The organism is Kitasatospora sp. CMC57 (genome assembly GCF_045866025.2).
Taxonomy (GTDB): Bacteria; Actinomycetota; Actinomycetes; order Streptomycetales; family Streptomycetaceae; genus Kitasatospora.
The window spans coordinates 2,287,115-2,303,846 of sequence record NZ_AP035881.2; the positions used below are offsets into that span (position 1 = coordinate 2,287,115).

14 protein-coding genes are annotated in these 16,732 nt (G+C 71.6%); 3 read left to right on the top strand and 11 right to left on the bottom strand.

Features of this window, described 5'->3' with window-relative positions; all coding sequences use genetic code 11:
- Positions 1–18: 18 nt before the first annotated feature.
- Positions 19–879: an ABC transporter permease gene (locus ACKUU6_RS10165; protein WP_407988167.1), complete on the bottom strand. Its 861-nt coding sequence runs from the start codon at positions 877–879 to the stop codon at positions 19–21.
- Complete coding sequence (locus tag ACKUU6_RS10170) at positions 869–1,690, bottom strand: ABC transporter ATP-binding protein (protein ID WP_407988168.1); 822 nt, start codon at positions 1,688–1,690, stop codon at positions 869–871. The genes ACKUU6_RS10165 and ACKUU6_RS10170 overlap by 11 nt, the downstream gene beginning before the upstream one ends.
- A 240-nt stretch (positions 1,691–1,930) precedes the next feature.
- Between ACKUU6_RS10170 and ACKUU6_RS10175 the strand changes: the two genes are divergently transcribed.
- Both ACKUU6_RS10175 and ACKUU6_RS10180 read left to right on the top strand, forming a co-directional pair.
- A complete protein-coding gene (locus ACKUU6_RS10175; RefSeq protein WP_407988169.1) occupies positions 1,931–3,526 on the top strand; it encodes an ATP-binding protein in 1,596 nt (531 codons plus the stop codon).
- The gene (locus ACKUU6_RS10180) at positions 3,523–4,230 is read left to right on the top strand and encodes a response regulator (protein ID WP_407988170.1); all 708 of its coding nucleotides are present in this window, start codon (positions 3,523–3,525) and stop codon (positions 4,228–4,230) included. The genes ACKUU6_RS10175 and ACKUU6_RS10180 overlap by 4 nt, the downstream gene beginning before the upstream one ends.
- Here ACKUU6_RS10180 and ACKUU6_RS10185 read toward each other — a convergent pair.
- The 3 genes from ACKUU6_RS10185 to ACKUU6_RS10195 form a co-directional block, all read right to left on the bottom strand.
- Positions 4,227–5,828 (bottom strand): cation acetate symporter, encoded by a 1,602-nt coding sequence (locus tag ACKUU6_RS10185; protein ID WP_407988171.1) that lies wholly within the window; start codon positions 5,826–5,828, stop codon positions 4,227–4,229. The two genes, ACKUU6_RS10180 and ACKUU6_RS10185, sit on opposite strands and share 4 nt — an antisense overlap.
- On the bottom strand, positions 5,825–6,175 hold the full coding sequence (locus tag ACKUU6_RS10190; protein ID WP_407988172.1) for a DUF485 domain-containing protein: 351 nt from the start codon (positions 6,173–6,175) through the stop codon (positions 5,825–5,827). Before ACKUU6_RS10190 ends, ACKUU6_RS10185 begins: the two co-directional genes overlap by 4 nt.
- 160 nt (positions 6,176–6,335) lie before the next feature.
- A complete protein-coding gene (locus ACKUU6_RS10195) occupies positions 6,336–8,447 on the bottom strand; it encodes a DNA gyrase/topoisomerase IV subunit B (RefSeq protein ID WP_407988173.1) in 2,112 nt (703 codons plus the stop codon).
- A 505-nt stretch (positions 8,448–8,952) separates the two neighbouring features.
- On the opposite strand from ACKUU6_RS10195, the gene ACKUU6_RS10200 reads away from it, so the two are divergent.
- A complete protein-coding gene (locus ACKUU6_RS10200; protein WP_407988174.1) occupies positions 8,953–9,183 on the top strand; it encodes a hypothetical protein in 231 nt (76 codons plus the stop codon).
- Positions 9,184–9,316: 133 nt separating this feature from the next.
- Here ACKUU6_RS10200 and ACKUU6_RS10205 read toward each other — a convergent pair whose 3' ends face one another.
- The 6 genes from ACKUU6_RS10205 to ACKUU6_RS10230 all read right to left on the bottom strand — a co-directional run bounded on the left by ACKUU6_RS10205 (position 9,317) and on the right by ACKUU6_RS10230 (position 16,569).
- Positions 9,317–10,183 (bottom strand): S1 family peptidase, encoded by an 867-nt coding sequence (locus ACKUU6_RS10205; protein WP_407988175.1) that lies wholly within the window; start codon positions 10,181–10,183, stop codon positions 9,317–9,319.
- A 204-nt stretch (positions 10,184–10,387) separates the two neighbouring features.
- Positions 10,388–11,986, bottom strand: coding sequence for an RNA polymerase sigma factor (locus tag ACKUU6_RS10210; protein WP_407988176.1), 1,599 nt, complete (start codon positions 11,984–11,986; stop codon positions 10,388–10,390).
- A 437-nt stretch (positions 11,987–12,423) separates the two neighbouring features.
- Positions 12,424–13,347 carry a FadR/GntR family transcriptional regulator gene (locus tag ACKUU6_RS10215; protein WP_407988177.1) on the bottom strand — a complete coding sequence of 308 codons (924 nt, stop codon included), beginning with the start codon at positions 13,345–13,347 and terminating at the stop codon, positions 12,424–12,426.
- 142 nt (positions 13,348–13,489) lie between these two features.
- On the bottom strand, positions 13,490–14,293 hold the full coding sequence (locus tag ACKUU6_RS10220; RefSeq protein ID WP_407988178.1) for a hypothetical protein: 804 nt from the start codon (positions 14,291–14,293) through the stop codon (positions 13,490–13,492).
- Between the two features lie 2 nt (positions 14,294–14,295).
- Positions 14,296–15,633: an ATP-binding cassette domain-containing protein gene (locus tag ACKUU6_RS10225; RefSeq protein ID WP_407988179.1), complete on the bottom strand. Its 1,338-nt coding sequence runs from the start codon at positions 15,631–15,633 to the stop codon at positions 14,296–14,298.
- Between the two features lie 186 nt (positions 15,634–15,819).
- Entirely contained in the window at positions 15,820–16,569 is a 750-nt protein-coding gene (locus ACKUU6_RS10230) for an NUDIX hydrolase (protein ID WP_407988180.1), read from the bottom strand.
- Positions 16,570–16,732 lie beyond the last annotated feature (163 nt).

Here is a 16,732-nt window from a genome sequence, read left to right on the forward strand (position 1 = left end):
CGGGGGTGGGGAGGGAGGTCAGCGGCCGTCGCCGGAGTCGGCCGGCTTCCAGCGGAAGAGCCGCTTCTCGGCGAAGGTGAGCAGGCCCTCGGTGAGCAGGGCGACCACGGCGAGGATGGTCATCGCGGCGTACACGCCGGCGGCGTTGAAGGTGCCCTGGGCGGCGGCGACCAGCAGTCCGAGGCCCTTGGTGGCGCCGATGTACTCGCCGACGATGGCGCCGATCAGGGCGAAGCCGAAGCTGACATGCAGGCTGGTGAAGATCCAGGTGGTGGCGGCGGGGATGACCACCTGGAGGGTCAGCCTGCGCTGGTCGGCGCCCAGGATGCGGGCGTTGGCGATCAGGTTGCGGTCCACCTCGCGCGCCCCCTGGAAGGCGTTGAAGAAGACCGGGAAGAAGACCAGCACCACGGCGGAGGCGACCTTGGAGGCCGGGCCGAGGCCGAACCAGATCAGGAAGATCGGCGCCAGCACGATCCGGGGGATGGCGTTCAGGACCTTGATGTACGGGCCGAACACGTCGGCCAGGAAGCGGATCCGGCCGAGCGCGATGCCCAGCAGGACGCCGCAGGTCACGCCGATCACCCAGCCGGTGAGGGCCTCGTAGAGGGTGTAGCCGATCTGCTCGCCCAGCGAGCCCTGCGCGGTGCCGTGGGTGATCCACTGCCAGATCTGGGCCCAGATCTTCGACGGCTGGGAGAAGTTGAACGGGTCGATGACCTCGGTCCTGGCGCACAGCTCCCAGAGGCCGAGGAAGGCGACCAGGACGCCGGCCCGGGCGCCGTACACGGTGAACTTCCGGTTCCGGGCGGCCCGTTCACGGGCGGCGGTGCGGGTGGTGACCAGGGGCGCGGCCACGACGGCGGACTCAAGCGGCATTGCCCGCTCCTCTCTCACGGGTGATGCGGACCTCTTCGCCGAGCGACGCCCAGATCTCGCGGTACAGCTCGACGAACCGAGGTTCCAGCCGGACGGCCTCCACGGTGCGCGGCCGGGGCAGGTCCACGGTGAAGATCTCCTTGACGGTGGCGGGGCCCGCCGTCATCACCACCACCCGGTCGGCGAGCGCGATCGCCTCGTCCAGGTCGTGGGTGACGAAGACCACCGAGGAGCCGGTGCCGGCCCAGAGTTCGAGCAGCTGGTCGGACATCAGGGCCCGGGTCTGCACGTCGAGGGCCGAGAACGGCTCGTCCATCAACAGGATCTTCGGGTCGTTGACGAAGGTCTGGGCCAGCGCGACGCGCTTGCGCATGCCGCCGGAGAGCTGGTGCGGGTAGCGGTCCTCGAAGGCGGCCAGGCCGACCCGGGCCAGCCAGTCCCTGGCCCGCTCGCGGGCCTCGGCCACCGGGACGCCGCGGAACCGGGGGCCCGCCATCACGTTCGAGAGCACCGTGCGCCAGGGGAAGACGGCGTCCTGCTGGAAGACGAACCCGACCTGGCTGTTGATCCCGTCGACGTTCTCGCCGTGCACCCGCACCTCGCCCTCGGTGGGCTCCTCCAGGCCGCTGACCAGGGTCAGCGTGGTGGACTTGCCGCAGCCGGTCGGGCCGACCACCGCGACGAACTCCCCCGGGGCCACCGTCAGATCGAGGTCCCGTACGGCGGTGTGCAGGGTGCCCGAGGGCGTCCTGAACCGCTTGGTCGCACCGGTCAACTCGATCGCCGGGGCTGTGGTTGTCAGCCCGCTCATATCCACCTCCGAAGGTCCCGGCGCCGTCGCCGGGTCTGTGTCTGCCCCGGAGGTTAGGAGTGGCGCGGGTCACGGCGGCACCCTTGCGGGCGTACTGCGACTTCCCCGCGTTGAGGGCTGTTCTGCTCCTTTTGCTTCCGCTACAACAGCGGAGCGGGGGCTGACAGAAACACCGGGGAAACATATGGTGTCGATCCCACCCGAACCGACCTCGTCGCGACCGCCCGGAAGGAGACCCGCGTGAGACGCCCGCACTGGCCCCGCCGGGTCTTCGCCCAGCTGCTGCTGAGCCAGACCGTGGTCACGGTCGGCGTCACCGCCGTGACGGCCGGCCTGTTCCTGGCGCCGGTGAGCCGGGAGCTGGACCACGACGCCATGCAGCGGGCGCTGTCGATCGCCCAGTCCACGGCGGCCGACGAGGCGGTCGTCCGGGCCGCGGCCGAGCAGGACGCGGTGGCCGCCCAGCGGGACGCCGAGCAGATCAGGCTGGCCACCGGCGCCAGCTTCGTGGTGGTCACCGACCTGGACGGCATCAGACTGTCGCACACCGACCCGTCGAAGATCGGCTTCCGAGTCAGCACCGACCCCGAGCCGGCGCTGCGCGGCGAGAGCGTGACCGCGATGCAGCAGGGCACCCTGGGCCGGACGGCCCGGGGCAAGGTGCCGCTCCGGCTGGCGGACGGCCGGATCGTCGGTGAGGTGTCGGTCGGCATCAGCGACCTCTCGATCCGGCGGCGGCTGCTCAGCATGGTGGCGGGCATCCTGCTCTGCTCGGGCGCGGGCCTGGCGGCCGGGCTGCTGGCGACGCTGGTCCTGGCCCGGCGGCTGAAGCGGCGTACGCACAACATCGCGATCGCCGACATCTCCGCGCTGCTGGTGGAGCGGGAGGCGATGCTGCACGGCATCCGGGAGGGCATGGTGGCGCTCGACCGGCGCGGCCGGGTCCGGCTGGCCAACGACGAGGCGGTGCGGCTGCTCGCGCTGCCCGAGGACTGCACCGGGCGGGCGATCGACGAGCTGCTGCCGCCGGGCCGGCTGGCCGAGGTGCTCACCGGCCGGATCGAGGGCACCGACCTGCCCGCTGTCAGGGACGACCGGGTGCTGGTGGTGAACCGGACCGCCACCGAGCACGACGGCGCCGTGATCACCCTCCGGGACCGGACCGAACTGGAGTCACTGGTGCGGGAGTTGGACACCACCCGGAGCCTGACCGAGGCGCTCAGGGCGCAGGACCACGAGCACGCCAACCGGATGCACACCCTGCTCGGCCTGCTGGAACTCGGACTGCATCAGCAGGCCGCCGAGTTCATCTCCGAGCAGTCCGGCTCGCACGCGGCGGTCGCCGCCGGAATCGCCGAACAGGTCCAGGACCCGCATGTGGCCGCCCTGTTGGCGGGCAAGGCGGCGGTCGCGGCCGAGCGCGGCGTCCGGCTGGAGATCACCGCGGACAGCCACCTGCCGGACGCGGCCGTCGACCCGCGCGCGCTGGTCACGGTGCTCGGCAACCTGGTCGACAACGCGCTGGACGTGCTCTCCGGCGGGGTGCGCTTCAAGGGCGAGGTGATGGTCGGCCTGCGGGTCTGCGGCGACGCCCTGCTGATCGAGGTCGCCGACAGCGGTCCCGGCGTCCCGACCGAGCTGCGGGAGCGGATCTTCGAGGAGGGCTGGACCGACAAGGCCGCCCCCGCGCACCGCCCGCGCGGCCTGGGCCTGGCGATGGTCCGCCGGCTGGTGGAGCGGTCCGGCGGCCGGATCGCGGTCGACCGGAGCCCGCTCGGCGGCGCCCGGTTCACCGTCGAACTGCCCGAGGCCCTGCACGCGGTGGGAGCGCCATGATCGACGTACTCGTGGTGGACGACGACTTCCGGGTGGCCGAGGTGCACGCCGCGTACGTGGCCAAGGTGCCCGGCTTCCGGGTGACCGGGAAGGCGCACAGCGCGGGCGAGGCGCTGGCCGCGCTGGAGCGCACCCCGGTCGACCTGGTCCTGCTCGACCACCACCTGCCGGACGAGACCGGCCTGGCCCTGGTCCGCCGGATGCGGGAGGCCGGGATCGGCTGCGACGTGATGATGGTGACGGCCGCCCGGGACGTCTCCACCGTGCACGCGGCGATGCAGCACGGCGCCCTGCAGTACCTCGTGAAACCGTTCAGCTTCGCCGGGCTGCGCGAGAAGCTGGTCAGCTACGCGGACCTGCGGCACGCGCTGGCCGGACCGGCCGCCCGGGAGGCCTGCCAGGACGAGGTGGACCGGATGTACGCCACCATGCGCAGCGCCGCCTCCCCGCTGGCCACCCTGCCCAAGGGCCACTCGGCGCCCACCACCGACCTGGTGCTGGGCGTGCTCCGCCAGGCCGGCCGCCCGCTCTCCGCCCAGGAGGTCGCCGACCGGACCGGTCTGAGCCGCTCCACCGCACAGCGCTACCTCAAGCAGCTGGAGCGCGACAGCCGACTGCGGCTCAGCCTGCGCTACGGCGACACCGGCCGGCCGGAGCACCGCTACGTGCTGCCTGCGCCGCCGCCCAACGGCCGGTCGCTCTAAGCCGCCCCCGCCCCGGTGAGTGAGCGGACCTCCAGTTCGGCGTACCGGTCCGGGTCGGCCGCCTCCCGGGAGGTGACGGTGCCGAGCCAGCCGGCCAGGAAGCCGAGCGGGATGGAGACCAGGCCCGGGTTCTCGAGCGGGAACCAGTGGAAGTCCAGCCCGGGGAGGACGGCGGTCGGCGCGCCGGAGACCACCGGGGAGAACAGCACCAGCAGGACGGCCGGGACGAGGCCGCCGTACACCGACCAGACCGCACCCCGGGTGGTGAAGCGGCGCCAGAACAGCGAGTAGAGCAGCGTCGGCAGGTTGGCCGAGGCGGCCACCGCGAAGGCCAGGCCGACCAGGAAGGCGACGTTCAGCCGCTGGGCGTACAGGCTGAGCACGATCGCCAGCGCACCGATCACCACGGCGGCGATCCGGGCCACCCGTACCTCCTGACGCTCCGTCACCTGCCGTTCGCCCTCGCGGCGCCAGGCCCGGGCGAACAGGTCGTGGGCGAAGGCGGCCGAGGAGGCCAGGGTCAGCCCGGCGACCACCGCCAGGATGGTGGCGAAGGCGATCGCCGAGATCAGCGCGAACAGCAGGACCCCTCCGGTGCTGCCCGCTCCCCCGCCCAGCACCTGGGCCAGCAGCGGGACCGCCGTGTTCCCGGCCGGATTGGCGGCCCGGACGGTTGCGCTGCCGACCAGGGCGGCGGCGCCGAGGCCGAGCACGACGGCCATCAGGTAGAAGGCACCGATCAGCCCGATCGCCCACATCGTGGAGCGGCGGGCGGCCCGGGCGGTGGGCACGGTGTAGAACCGGGACAGGATGTGCGGCAGCCCGGCAGTGCCGAGCACCAGGGCCAGCCCGAGCGAGAAGAAGTCCAGTCGGCTGACCCGGCCGGTCCCGTACTTGAGGCCGGGTTGGAGGAACGCCTCGCCCGCACCGCTGCCCCGGGCGGCGGCCCGCATCAGCTCGGCCAGGTCACCGTGGAAGCGGACCAGCACCAGCCCGGTGAGCAGCAGCGAACCGGCCACCAGCAGCACGGCCTTGACGATCTGGATCCAGGTGGTGGCCTTCATCCCGCCCACCGTGACGTAGACGATCATCAGCGCGCCGACCCCGACGATCGCCCAGGTCTTCGCCGAACCGTCACCGGTGCCGAGCAGCAGGGCCACCAGGCTGCCCGCGCCGACCATCTGCGCGACCAGGTAGAGCAGGGTGACCACCACGCTGGCACTGCCCACCGCGGCCCGGACCGGCCGCTGGCGCATCCGCAGCGCCAGCACGTCGGCCAGGGTGTAGCGGCCCGCGTTCCTGACCAGTTCGGCGACCAGCATCAGCACCGCCAGCCAGGCGACCAGGAAGCCGATGCTGTACAGCACGCCGTCGTAGCCGTAGAGCGAGATCAGGCCGGTGACGCCGAGGAAGGAGGCGGCCGAGAGGTAGTCGCCGGAGAGCGCCAGGCCGTTCTGCAGCGGGCTGAACTCCCGGCCGCCGGTGTAGAACTCCTCGGCGGCCTGGCCCCGGCGCCCGACCCAGAGCGTGATGCCCAGGGTGACCAGCACGATGACGGCGAACAGGGCGACGGCCAGGCCGTGTTGGGCACTGTTCACCGCAGCTGGTCCTGGGTGTCCCAGCGCAGCTCCAGGGCGGCCGCGTCCCGGCCGGACCGGGCGTTCCTGGCGTAGAGCCAGGTGAGCACGAAGGTGGAGGAGAACTGGAGCAGGCCGAGCACCCAGGCCACGTTCAGCGGGCCGACCACCTGCACCCGCATGAGGCCGGGGGCGGCGGTCTGCGCCAGCAGGTAGAGCAGGTACCAGCCGAGGAAGCCGGCGGTGGCCGGGAAGACGAAGCCGCGGTAGCCGCGCCGGATCTGCTGGAACGCGTCGCTCTCCTGCACCGTCCGGTACACCTCGGCCCGGCCCGGGCCCTGCTGCGGTGCGATCTCCTGTTGGGCCACGGCTGCTCCACGCTCGGCATCGGACCGGAGGGGGAGCCTCCGGTCACCTGACCGCTCCAGCATGGAACCGCTGCAGAGCCGTTCGCGACGGCTTGCAGATACGTTCACTCAAACAGGTGAGCCCCCGTCGGGTGACGGGGGCTCACCTGTTGACGGAGCCTCAGGCGTCGATCCGTGAACGGTCCATGGTGGCCGCCGAGTCGACGATGAACTCCTTGCGCGGCGCCACGTCGTTGCCCATCAGCAGGTCGAAGACCTTCTCGGCCTGCTCCAGGTCACCCAGGTTGATCCGGCGCAGGGTGCGGTGGCGCGGGTCCATGGTGGTCTCGGCCAGCTGGTCGGCGTCCATCTCACCGAGACCCTTGTACCGCTGCACCGGCTCCTTCCAACGCATCCCCTTGCGCTGGAACTCCAGCAGGGTGGAACGCAGTTCGGCGTCGGAGTAGGTGTAGTGGTACTTCTCCTGCCCGCGCTTGGGGCTGGTCAGCTCGGTCCGGTGCAGTGGCGGGACGGCCGCGAACACGCGGCCCTGCTCCACCATCGGGCGCATGTAGCGCTGGAACAGCGTCAGCAGCAGGCAGCGGATGTGCGAACCGTCGACGTCGGCGTCGGCCATGAAGATGACCCGGCCGTAGCGGGCCTGGTCGATGTCGAAGGTCCGGCCCGAGCCGGCTCCTATGACCTGGATGATCGACGCGCACTCGGCGTTCTTGAGCATGTCGGCGACGGACGCCTTCTGCACGTTCAGGATCTTGCCGCGGATCGGCAGCAGCGCCTGGAACTCCGAGTTGCGCGCCAGCTTGGCGGTGCCGAGCGCCGAGTCGCCCTCCACGATGAAGAGTTCGCTGCGCTCGACGTCGTCGCTGCGGCAGTCGGCCAGCTTGGCCGGCAGCGAGGAGGTCTCCAGCGCGGTCTTCCGGCGCTGCGCCTCCTTGTGCTGGCGGGCCGCCACTCTGGTCCGGGCCGCCGCCACCACCTTCTCCAGCACGGCGCGGGCCTGGAGCTTCTCGTCCTTCTTGGCCGAGGTCAGGAACGACTTCAGCTCCTTGGCCACCACGGCCGCGACGATCCGGTTGGCGGCCGAGGTGCCGAGCACCTCCTTGGTCTGGCCCTCGAACTGCGGCTCGGCGAGCCGGACGGTGACCACCGCGGTCAGGCCCTCGGTGGCGTCGTCCTTGGTGATGTCGTCCTCGGCGACCCGCAGCAGCTTCGCCGAACGCAGCGCCTCGTTGACCGTCTTTGCGAGCGAGCGCTCGAAGCCGGTGACGTGGGTGCCGCCCTTGGGGGTCGCGATGATGTTCACGAAGGAGCGCAGCGTGGTGTCGTAACCGGCGCCCCAGCGCAGCGCGATGTCCACCCCGAGCTCGCGGGTGACCTCGGTCGGGGTCATGTGACCGAGGTCGTCCAGCACCGGGACGGTCTCCTTGAAGCTGCCCTCGCCGTGCAGCCGGAGGACGTCGCAGATCGGCTTGTCGGGCGCCAGGAACTCGCAGAACTCGCTGATCCCGCCGTCGAAACGGAAGGTGTCCTGACGGACCTTGTCGCTCTCGGTCAGCCGCTCGTCACGCACGATGATGGTGAGACCGGGGACCAGGAACGCGGTCTGCCGGGCCCGGGCGTGCAGGGTCTCCAGCGAGAGCCTGGCCTCCTTGAGGAAGATCTGCCGGTCGGCCCAGTAGCGGACCCGGGTACCGGTCTTCCCCTTCGCGACCTTGCCCTTCCGGGTCACCCCGGTGCCCGCCTCGAAGGGGGCGTCCGGGCTCAGCTCGGTGAAGATGCCCGGGGTGCCGCGACGGAAGCTGATCGCGTGGACGTGGCCGCCGCGGTCCACCTCGACGTCCAGCCGCGCGGAGAGCGCGTTGACCACCGAGGCGCCAACGCCGTGCAGACCGCCGGAGGCCGCGTACGAGCCACCGCCGAACTTGCCGCCGGCGTGCAGCTTGGTCATCACGACCTCGACGCCGGACAGGCCGGTCTTCGGCTCCACGTCGACCGGGATGCCACGGCCGTTGTCCTTGACCTCGACCGAGCCGTCCTCGTACAGGACCACCTCGATCCGGTCGCAGTGGCCGCCGAGCGCCTCGTCCACCGCGTTGTCGATGATCTCCCAGAGGCAGTGCATCAGGCCGCGGCTGTCGGTCGAGCCGATGTACATGCCGGGGCGCTTGCGGACCGCCTCCAGCCCCTCCAGGACGAGCAGGTGCCGAGCGGTGTAGTTGGAGCCGTCGTCTCCGGCCAGCAGGGCGGACGACGCGTTCGGATCGGCGCTCACTCGGTGTGCACTCCTCAATGACGTTCTGACTCGTCTGACTTCCGGCCCGGTGCATCCCCGGCCGGACCCCACAGTGTTCCCAATGCCTGAGACACATCGGAGACGGCCCGCGCAGCTTGTACGCGCTGCGCGAACAAGGCCGTCGCCGGATCCGGAGCCACCGGAACGCCATCTCCTCCTGCCACCACGGGTCCTGAAGGACCGTCGCCCGGGGAGCAGGCGGTGGAGCAGGCGATATGCAGGCTACCTGTGTCGGGGACGGGGCTTATGCTCCAACCCAGCAGAGGATTATGCTACGCGGACCTCGACCCCCGACCGATCGGGAGTTCGAACCCGAATGGCGAGTCCTGGGAACCGGTAGGCATGAACCGCCGACGCCCTGGGCACGTCCTCAGCAACAACACAGCAGAATCCTCAGAGAAGAAAAGCCACGAGCGGGAACGTTTTCGGCCTGGTTGGATGTTGACCCTGGTACGACAGCTCGTCGAGCTAGAGAAGAGGCGACGTGACTACTGTTCTGACCCCTGCGAGCCCGCTCACCGCGGCTGACCGCTGCGACCGCTGCGGCGCCCAGGCCTACCTGCGCGTCGTACTCGCGAGCGGCGGAGAGCTGCTCTTCTGCGCCCACCACGGGCGGAAGTTCGAGCCGGAGCTCAAGAAGATCGCGGTCGAGATACACGACGAGAGCGGCCGTCTCACGGAGCCGAGCACCAACACCTCGGAGGACGAGCGCTGAGTTCCCCGCTCGCACAGGCGAGCGCGCAGAACTGACCGACCGGAGCCGGACGGTCACCCCAGCCGGGGGTGAGCCGTCCGGCTCCGGCGCGTGTCAACATCCTGTCACCCGACGATATGTCGGAGCGTGGCCGTCAGAGCACGGAGCGTACCGCGTCCGAGACCGCCGCCACCCTGGTGTAGACGCCCGGGTACCTGGCGTCGGCGCAGCCGGTGCCCCAGGAGACCAGCCCGGCCAGCCTGCCGTGCACCACCAGCGGGCCGCCGCTGTCGCCCTGGCAGGCGTCCTTGCCGCCCTTCTCCTCGCCGGCGCAGACCATCACGCTCGCGTCGTAGGCACCGTCCTTACCGTGCGAGTACGCCTGACCACAGGTCTCGTCCGAGACGATCGGCACGTTCACCCCGCGCAGCCGCTGCGAGTAACTCCCGTCGCCCTTGGTGTCGCCCCAGCCATACACCGTTGCCGGGGTGCCGGGCGCGTACGGCTCCGTCTCACCCTGGCCGAGCAGCTCGATCACCGGGCGGTCGCCTTGGGAGGCGGCGAGCGTGAGCACCGCCACATCGTTCAGGTTCCGGGAGAAGTCGTAGCCCGGGTGCACCCAGACGTCGCGCACCTCGACCTCGCGACCGAACCGGCCACTCAGGTCGTCCCGCCCGATCACGGCGCGCAGACCGGGGCGGTTCACCTTGTGCCCGGTGGACTCGTCGTAGAAGCAGTGCGCGGCGGTGACCACCTTGGTCGGCGAGATCAGCGCGGCGCCGCAGAACTGGCCGGAGCGGGCGCTGCCGAACTGCTGACGGCTCGCCAGCGCCACCATCCACGGCAACTGCTGGGTGCTGACCTCCTGGCCGCCGACGATCCTGCGCTGCGCCTGAGCCGGCGTGGCCGCACCCAGCGCGAGCAGCGAGGTCGGGAGGGTGGCGAGCAACGCAAGGGCGACCCCCCGGCGGTGGCGCCGGGGGGACGGCGGGGTCGGGCGGGCGTCCAGGATGGGCGGCACCGGAATCTCCAAGCTGGGTCGGCGACAGCAACCGACACAGCGTAGTGGAGCGATCACGGGGCGTGCGCCTGCCGCGCCGCGACCACCCGTACGAGGGACGGAGGGGGCGCCGCGCTGACGAACAGCCGGGCGCGGACAGGCCGAAGGGCCCGGAGCGGAGATGCTTCGGGCCCTTCAGGATGCTCTCGACCAGCTCGGGTCCGGTCAGTCCAGGTAGTCGCGCAGGACCTGCGAGCGCGACGGGTGGCGCAGCTTGGACATGGTCTTGGACTCGATCTGGCGGATCCGCTCGCGGGTCACGCCGTAGACCTTGCCGATCTCGTCCAGGGTCTTCGGCTGACCGTCCGTCAGGCCGAAGCGCATCGAGACCACGCCCGCCTCACGCTCGCTGAGCGTGTCGAGGACGGAGTGCAGCTGCTCCTGGAGCAGGGTGAAGGAGACCGCGTCGGCCGGGACGACCGCCTCGGAGTCCTCGATCAGGTCACCGAACTCGCTGTCGCCGTCCTCGCCGAGGGGCGTGTGCAGGGAGATCGGCTCGCGACCGTACTTCTGGACCTCGATGACCTTCTCGGGGGTCATGTCGAGTTCCTTGGCCAGCTCCTCCGGGGTGGGCTCGCGGCCCAGGTCCTGGAGCATCTGGCGCTGCACGCGGGCGAGCTTGTTGATGACCTCGACCATGTGCACCGGGATGCGGATGGTGCGGGCCTGGTCGGCCATCGCTCGGGTGATCGCCTGCCGGATCCACCAGGTCGCGTAGGTCGAGAACTTGTAGCCCTTGGTGTAGTCGAACTTCTCGACCGCACGGATCAGACCGAGGTTGCCCTCCTGGATCAGGTCCAGGAAGAGCATGCCGCGGCCGGTGTAGCGCTTGGCCAGCGAGACCACCAGGCGGAGGTTGGCCTCCAGCAGGTGGTTCTTGGCCCGGCGGCCGTCCTCGGCGATGATCTCCAGCTCGCGCTTGAGCTTCGGGGCGAGCTTGTCGGCCGCGGACAGCTTGTCCTCGGCGAACAGGCCGGCCTCGATCCGCTTGGCGAGCTCGACCTCCTGCTCGGCGTTGAGCAGCGGGACCTTGCCGATCTGCTTCAGGTAGTCCTTGACCGGGTCGGCGGTGGCACCGGCGACCGCGACCTGCTGGGCCGGCGCGTCGTCCTCGTCGTCGTCGGAGAGCACGAAGCCCTTCGACTCCTCCTCCGGCTCCGCGTCGCCGTCGACCTTGACGCCGGGCAGCGCGTCGTCCTCAATCTCGTCCTCGGGACCGGGCTCGTCGCCGCCCGCCTTGGCGGCGGTCTTCTTGGCGGCGGTCTTCTTCGCCGGGGCGGCGGCCTTCTTCGCGACCGCCTTCTTCGCGGGCGCGGCCACCTTCTTGGCGGTGACGACCTTGACCTCGCCGGTGACGGCGTCCGTCTCCAGGCTCTCCACCACGCGGACCTCGGCGACGACCGGGGCCGCGACGGGGTTCGCGGACGGCGCGATCCGCACCGGCGGCTTGGTCGGGGCGGACGGGCGGGTGGTGACCGCCTTGGCCGCCGTGCGCTTGGCGGTGCTCTTGGCCGCGACGCTCTTGCGCTTGGCGGTGGGCTCGGCCGCGCTGACCATGAGGTCCACACCCTCCTCAATCAGAACCTGATTGAGGCTGCGCATGACGTTCTTCCACTTGGTGACCGGGATCTGGTCCGCCTCGAAAGCCTGACGCACGTCGTCACCGGCGATCTGCCCCTGGGCCTTGCCCCGCTCGATGAGCGCAAGCAGAGCCGCGGACTCGGCGATCTCGGGGGGGAGCGAACGGGATGTGCTGGCCGACACGAACAACCTCTCGGACGATGAGTTAACTCGACACCAGTACTGGCTGCCGAGCCGACAGGAGCGGCCACGCGCGATGTGCGCGGGCCCGGTTCCGACCGGCTCGGGCTTGAGGACTGGGGTGTGCAGGACGGCAGCGGCGCCGCAGACCAACACAGCATTCTGACACGGTGGTGGTATTCCGGAGTTGCTTCCGCTCCGTACACATCGCCGCCGCTCCTCAAGTGTTACGCATGCCCTTGGTGGCGCCGGTCACACCGGCGGTCCCGAGGCGGTGCCGAGCCCGGCCCGGAGACGGCCATGGCCCTTCAGCCGCAGGTGAAGACGGCTGAAGGGCCATTGGGTACCGACGCGTATCCGTACTCGGATCGTTGCCTTTTCGTCAGGGCTCGCGGTCGGTGGTGATCGTCAGTGGTGGTGGTCGTGGTGAGCGGTGGTGCTCAGTGCTCGCGCGGGGCCGGAACGGAGTGCTCGACCTCGGGGTGCACGGTGAGCAGGGCGCGGACGGCGGCGTCGGCGGCGGTGCCGTCGCCGGTGCCCAGCGCGTCGACCAGGCGGATGTGCAGGTTGACCGCCGACTCGGACGGGCGCTCGCAGGAGGTGGCCGGAGCGCCGGAGACCTGGAGCGAACAGCCGACGATGCTGGACAGGTGCTCCAGCATCCGGTTCCCGGCCATCTGCAGGATCAGGGTGTGCAGTTCGAGGTCGGCCCGGCCGTACCCGACCACGTCGCCCTGGGTCGCGGCGAGGCCCATCAGCTCGGCCAGCTCGGCCAGCCGCTGCTGGACGTCCTCCCGGCCGTGGCCGGCCGCCAGCCGCGCGGCGAGCGGCTCGATCGCCCAGCGCAGCTCGAACAACTCGCGGCGCTGCTCGTCGCGCTGCGGGCCGAAGGCGCGCCACTCGATGATGTCAGGGTCGAGCAGGTTCCAGTCGGCGACCGGACGGACCCGGGTCCCGACGTTCGGCCGAGCGCTGACCAGGCCCTTGGCCTCCAGGACCCGGAGGGACTCGCGGACGACGGTGCGGGAGACCTCGAACCGCTGGCCGATCTCCTCCGGCACCAGCGGGCGGTCGGCGCCCAGGTCGCCGGAGACGATCATCTGACCGAGCTGCTGGACCAGCTGGCCGTGCAGGCCGCGGCCCCGGCTGCTTGTGGTCTTCCGGCCGACCCGCAGCTCGGACTCGGCGCCCTCCCAGCGGGGGGCGGGCGGGGTGGGCCGTTCAGCGTAGGAGAAGCGGTCCAGCTCGCCGGGTCCGACTCCGTCGGACGGGCGAGCGGTGTTCATGGTGGGGTGCGCAAGGGTACTCACAGCTCCTTTGTCGGCGATCGGCGGCTGCGGCTTGAGAATTCTCGTGAAAAGCACACGAAAGGGTGATCGCCCGTGACCGGATAATTGACTTCTTATCAGCCCGAAGCCGCCATTTCGCCCCGCTGTCGCCAGTGCTGGTGACAGGACGTCACCAGCGTTCTGCGGTAGGCCGATCCGGGCGTGCGGCGCGGGCTGCTCAGAGCGCGCGACGACGGACCTGGACCAGCAGGGCCGCCAGCAGCAACAGCACCGCCGGGGCCGAGACCGCAGCCAGCAACGTGCCGTCCAGCGTCGAGGAGACGGCCAGCTGCTGGGCGTCGACGCCCCGCACCAGGTCCAACCCGTATTGGAACGGCAGCAGTTCGCGGAGCTCGGCCGGCCAGACCCGACCGCTCTGCCGGAGCAGCAGCGAGAGCACCGGTTCGAGCAGGGCCGGGACCGCGCACAGGATCAGCAGGCCGGCGGCGGCGCTGCGCACCAGCGAGGTGACCAGCAGGCCGGCCCAGCCCGCGAGCACGGTCAGGCCGACGAAGAAGACCAACGGCCGGAGCGCGTCCGTGAATCCGGCCACGGCCGGGTCCAACAGCGCGGCGACCCGCGCCCCCGGCGCGTGCAGCAGCCGCAGCACCGCGACGTCCAGCAGCACGGTGGTGGCCGCGAGCAGCGCCGCAAGCACACCGGTCACGGCCAGCTTGGCGACGAGCAGCCCGACCCGGCGACGGTAGGCGACCCGGCCGGCGGGCAGGCCCGGGTACCGGACCTCGTGCCCGTACGACAGGGCGCCGAGCGCCCCCGCACCGAGCGCTGCGATCGGGAGCGGCAGCAGCGGGACGACGGCCGTCACGCAGCGGACCGCGGCCGCCGTGCCGAGCTCGCCGAAGGGCAGCTGCCGGGCCAGCACCGCCGCCACGGCGGCGTCGGCGAGGAGGACGGCGGCCAGGATCAGCCAGGTGGAACGGAGGCCGCGCAGTCGCCGCACCTCGTATGCCAGTACGCGCACGGTCACTCGCTCCGGTGGTCGGGCCCGGCGACGGGCCGGGGGGTGGGGTGGACGGTGGGGTTGTTGGTGGGGTTGCTGGTGGTGTGGCTGCTGGGGTGGACGGTCGGGGCGTCGTCGCGGAACAACTGACGGGTGCTCAGGGCTGACGCGTGAACCGGAAGGTCGGGGGCGGTTGCGGTGGACTGGGCGACCAGGGTGGCGGTCTGCTCCTCGGGGTGCTCGGCGGGTGCCCCGGACTGGCTGACGCGGTGGAGGTCGGCTTGGTGGAGGTGGCTGACGCGGTTGGGGTGGTCGGCCTGGTTGGACTGGTCGGCCTGCTCGGGCAGTCCGGACTGGCTGAGCTGCCTCTGCGGCTGAGCGCCCGGCCCCTTGGTGCCCGGGGCGTCCTGCTGCGGGTTGAGCAGGACGTGGCCGGAGCGTCCGGAGGCGGTCGGCAGGGACGGGTGCGGGACGGGTTGCTCGACCACCCGGTCGGCCAGCTCGTGCAGCAGGATGCCGTGGCGGTAGGCGAGTTCACCGATCTCGGTGCGACCCAGGCCGCTCACCGCCAGGCCCACCCCGCCGTCCCGGCGGACCTGGTGACCCTGCTCGATCAGCAGATCGGCCAGCCGGGCCATCTGCGGACCGCGGACCGACACCTCGGGGTGCAGCCTGGTGCGGCGGAACTCGGCGACCGGCTGGTCGGCCACCAGGCGGCCCCGGTCGAGGGTGACCACCCGGTCGGCCAGCACCGCCGCCTCCTGCGGCGTGCCGGTGGTGACCACGACCGTGCCGCCGGAGACGGCGAAGGAGCGCAGGAAGGAGTGGAACCACTCGACGTTGCGCGGGGACAGCCCCTCGGTCGGAGCGTCCAGCAGCAAGGTCCCGGGCGAACCCAGCAGCGCCACCGCGAGGGCCAGCCGACGGTGCATCCCGGGCGAGAAGGAGCGCAGCCGGTGCTCGGCGACGCCCGCCAGTCTGGTCTGCTCCAGCAGTTCGTCGGCCCGGGCGGCCCGGACGCCGACCGCACCGGCCAGCATCCGCAGGTGCGCGCCCGCCTTCAGGCCCGGATGCCCGCCGGCGGCCGCGGTACCCCAGCCGGCGCCGGGGCCGACGTCGGGGAGCAGCACGCCCACGTGCCGTTCCGGGCGGCGGAGCCTGCGGTACGTCCGGCCGTCGAACAGGGCGATGCCCTGGCCGCGTTCCAGTTCGACCATCAGCCGCAGGGCGGTGGTCTTGCCCGCGCCCTCCGCCCCCAGCAGTGCGGTGACCACGCCGGGGCGGGCGTCGAAGGTGAGGTCGAGGAGCGCCGGTGCACGGCCCCGGCGGTAGACCTTGGTCAGTCCGGTGATCTGGATCATCGCTGCCTGCTCCCATGTCTCGGCCGACCGGGGCCACGGAGCGCCGCTGGCCCCGCGCCTGCACAGTAGGGCGAGGCGGGCAAGAAATCGGGCATTACGGACGCGGCAGCGACGGCGTGCCCGCCCAGCTCACCCGATCAGGGGACAGCGACGGGGCTGGTCGGAAGGGGCCGGAAGCGGGCCGGGTCAGGACTCGGGGCGGAGCATCGGTGGGTTGAGCACGGTGGCGCCGCCCGCCTTGAAGAGCTGTGCGGGGCGGCCGCCCTGACGTGTCGTCGTACCACCGGTCGGCAGCAGGAAGCCCGGAGTACCGGTGACCTTGCGGTGGAAGTTCCGCGGGTCGAGGACGACGCCCCACACCGCCTCGTAGACCTGACGCAGCTCGCCAACGGTGAACTCGGGCGGGCAGAAAGCGGTGGCGAGCGAGGAGTACTCGATCTTCGAGCGGGCCCGCTCCACGCCGTCGGCGAGGATCCTGCCGTGGTCGAAGGCGAGCGGGACGCCCTCGACCGGGGTGGGCCCGAGCAGGTCGCCGACCGGGGCCCAGCGGGCGCTGCTGGCATCGCCGCCGGGCTGCGGGGTGGGCAGGTCGGGGGCGAGTACGAGGTGGGCCACGCTGACCACGCGCATCCGGGGGTCACGCTGCGGGTGACCGTAGGTGGCCAGCTGCTCCAGGTGGGCGCCGACCGCGCTGGGGTCCGGGCCCGGGGCGGAGTGGGCGCGCAGGCCGGTCTCCTCGGCCAGCTCTCTGGAGGCCGCCTCGGCGAGGCCCTCATCGGGCCGGACGAAACCACCGGGCAGGGCCCAGTAGCCCTGGAACGGGGACTCGCCCCGTCGGACCAGCAGTGCACAGAGCGCGTGCTCCCGCACCGTCAGCACCACCAGGTCGACCGTGACAGCGAACGGGGGGAAGGCCGACGGGTCATAACGCGACATGGCGACGATCATAGTCGTCTCTCTGACGATAAGCACAGTCGTCGGCAGACCTCGTCAGATGAGCCGGGGGACGGCGCTCCGGCCCGGCTCGACGGACTCCGCCGGGCTCCGCTCGGTCCGGGCTCCGCTCGGCCGGGCCCGGGTCGACCCGGCTCAGGTCAGC